A 2545-nucleotide genomic window follows, 5' to 3' on the forward strand; every position below is an offset into this window, starting at 1 on the left:
TGGGTGTCCCTGAACAACGGGGACGGCACGTTCCAGGACCCGCAGCTGGTCGTCAGCAACTTCGCCTACGACGCGGGTGGTTGGCGGGTGGAGAAGCACCCGCGCTTCCTGGCCGACGTGACCGGGGACGGCCGCGCGGACATCGTGGGCTTCGGGAATGCCGGGGTCTGGGTGTCCCTGAACAACGGGGACGGCACGTTCCAGGACCCGCAGCTGGTCGTCAGCAACTTCGCCTACGACGCGGGCGGCTGGCGGGTCGAGAAGCACCCCCGCTTCCTGGCCGACCTGACCGGCGACCGCAGCGCGGACATCGTCGGCTTCGGGGACGCCGGGGTCTGGGAGGCCCTCAACGGCGGCAAGGGCGCGTTCGGGAATCCGCAGCTGGTGGTGGAGAACTTCGCCTACGACGCGGGCGGCTGGCGGGTGGAGAGGCACCCGAGGTTCGTGGCCACAAGGGCGTAGGCGCACGGGAAGAGGCGGTCCGCCGGGCTCCACGAGCCCGGCGGACCTGCGCGTCTCAGTTCCCGGAGACGGTGACCTTCTCGTCGTTCTTCAACTGCTCCACCAGCGTCTTCACCTTCGCCTTGTCCCAGACGAGGTTGCCGCCCGAGGAGCCCGAGATCGGCATGTTCATCGACTTGCCCTCGCCGCCCGTGACGCCCTTCATCGCCCAGAACATCGACGCCAGGTTGAACAGGCCCATCTCCTTGTCGACGATGAGGGTGTCCAGACCGGCGCTCATCGTCGGGTACAGCTTGAAGGGGTTGAGCACGGTGCTCGGCGTGGCGGCCTGGTTGGCCAGGGCCGCGAGGAACTTCTGCTGGTTCTTCGTACGGTCCAGGTCGGAGCCGGCCAGCGCGTACCGGGTACGGACGAAGGCGAGCGCCTCCTCGCCGTTCAGGGTCTGCTTGCCCTCCTTGAGGTCGGCGCCGGACTTGGAGTCCTTGATACCGCCCTTCGGGATGTCCATCTCCACGCCGCCGACCGCGTCCACGATGTTCGCGAAGCCGGCGAAGCCGATCTCGACGTAGTGGTCGATGCGCAGACCGGTGTTGAACTCGACCGTCCGCACCAGCAGCTCGGGGCCGTCCTCCGCGTAGGCGGCGTTCAGCTTCACGCGCCGGCCCGTGCCCGGGTACGTCTTGCCGGACTCCGAGCCCACGAAGGTGGGGATCTCCACGTCCGAGTCACGGGGCAGCGAGATCAGCGTCGGGCCGTTGTCGCCGGTGTGCAGAATCATCATCGAGTCCGTGCGCTTGCCCTCGGCGGACCCGGTGTGCAGCTTCTTCTTCTCCTCGGCGGACATGCCCGCGCGGCTGTCCGAGCCGACGATCAGGTAGTTCGTACCCTCGCCCGCCTCCGGCCGGTCGATGACCTTGCTCAGGTCGACCTCGCGGTTGAGCTTGGAGTCGGCCCAGAAGTAGGTGCCGATGGTGGTGACGACGAGCACGGTGACGACGGTGATCGCGGTCCACTTGATACGGCGCCGCCAGTTCGGCGCGGGCCGCGGCTCGCGCATGCCGGTACCGCCCCCGCCACCGCCGGGGGGTGAGCCGTAGACCTGCCCGGTGTTGTAGCCGCTGTCGTAGCCGTCATGGCCCTGGCCGTCGACGTACGACGGCTGGGACGGCACTCCGTACGGCGGCGCGGCCTGGCCCCCGCCGGGGGGTGCCGCCGGGCCGCGGCGGACCTGCCGCATGACGCGCGCGCCATCCGGCTGTGCGCTTGCACTGCCGTGTCCGTAGCCGCTGCCGCGGTTGTTGTCGGACCATCCCTCGGGCCAGTTGTTCATGCGCCCCAGTGTGCAGGGAACGGCTGTGTGTCTTACAAGGGCCGGCGAAAAATAGGGGCACGGCTGTTGCGAACCCAACACAAAGTCCCCGGATCGTCCCGCGGCATAAGGTGGAGGCCATGACAGACCAGGTCCCTACTGCGGAATCGGGCACTCCGGACATCCCGGGCAGGCCGACGTCCGCGTCCCGCACGACGCTGAGCCACATCATGACCCACAGTGACACCAACCTTCTGGGCACGGTGCACGGCGGGGTGATCATGAAGCTGGTCGACGACGCGGCGGGTGCGGTGGCGGGCCGCCACAGCGGGGGCCCGGCGGTCACGGCGTCCATGGACGAGATGGCGTTCCTGGAGCCGGTCCGGGTGGGTGACCTGGTCCATGTGAAGGCCCAGGTCAACTGGACCGGCCGCACCTCGATGGAGGTGGGCGTCCGGGTCCTCGCGGAACGCTGGAACGAATCCACCCCGCCCACCCAGGTCGGCTCGGCCTACCTGGTCTTCGCAGCGGTGGACGCCGACGGCAAGCCCCGAAGGGTCCCCCCGGTGTTCCCGGAAACCGAACGGGACAAGCGCCGCTACCAGGAAGCCCAGATCCGCCGAACCCACCGCCTGGCCCGCCGCAGGGCAATCATGGACCTACGGGAGAAGAGGGCGGCGGAGGGCATCGAGGACTAGGGGTGTTTTGAAAGTCCTGTGCGGTGCCCGCGGTGTTCGGTGCGTGCCCTCGGCGTGCCGGACGAAGGCCCTCGTA

Annotated in this window: 3 protein-coding genes; 2 read left to right on the forward strand and 1 reads right to left on the reverse strand. The window is 68.9% G+C overall.

Annotated elements, in window-relative coordinates; translation table 11 throughout:
- A partial coding sequence (locus RMT89_RS39950) for a VCBS repeat-containing protein (protein ID WP_315888655.1) occupies positions 1 to 462 on the forward strand: 462 nt, incomplete at its 5' end.
- Positions 463 to 517: 55 nt separating this feature from the next.
- Here RMT89_RS39950 and RMT89_RS39955 read toward each other — a convergent pair.
- Positions 518 to 1792, reverse strand: coding sequence for an LCP family protein (locus RMT89_RS39955; RefSeq protein ID WP_315888656.1), 1275 nt, complete (start codon positions 1790 to 1792; stop codon positions 518 to 520).
- Positions 1793 to 1911: 119 nt separating this feature from the next.
- Between RMT89_RS39955 and RMT89_RS39960 the strand changes: the two genes are divergently transcribed.
- Complete coding sequence (locus RMT89_RS39960) at positions 1912 to 2469, forward strand: acyl-CoA thioesterase (protein WP_315888657.1); 558 nt, start codon at positions 1912 to 1914, stop codon at positions 2467 to 2469.
- The last annotated feature ends 76 nt before the right edge of the window (positions 2470 to 2545 follow it).

Source organism: Streptomyces sp. P17 (genome assembly GCF_032436805.1).
In the GTDB taxonomy this organism is placed as follows: domain Bacteria; phylum Actinomycetota; class Actinomycetes; order Streptomycetales; family Streptomycetaceae; genus Streptomyces.

Excerpts from the sequence above, each read along its gene's own strand:
- RMT89_RS39955 (WP_315888656.1), bottom strand. The coding sequence starts at position 1,792 with ATGAACAACTGGCCCGAGGGATGGTCCGACAACAACCGCGGCAGCGGC.
- RMT89_RS39960 (WP_315888657.1), top strand. The coding sequence starts at position 1,912 with ATGACAGACCAGGTCCCTACTGCGGAATCGGGCACTCCGGACATCCCG.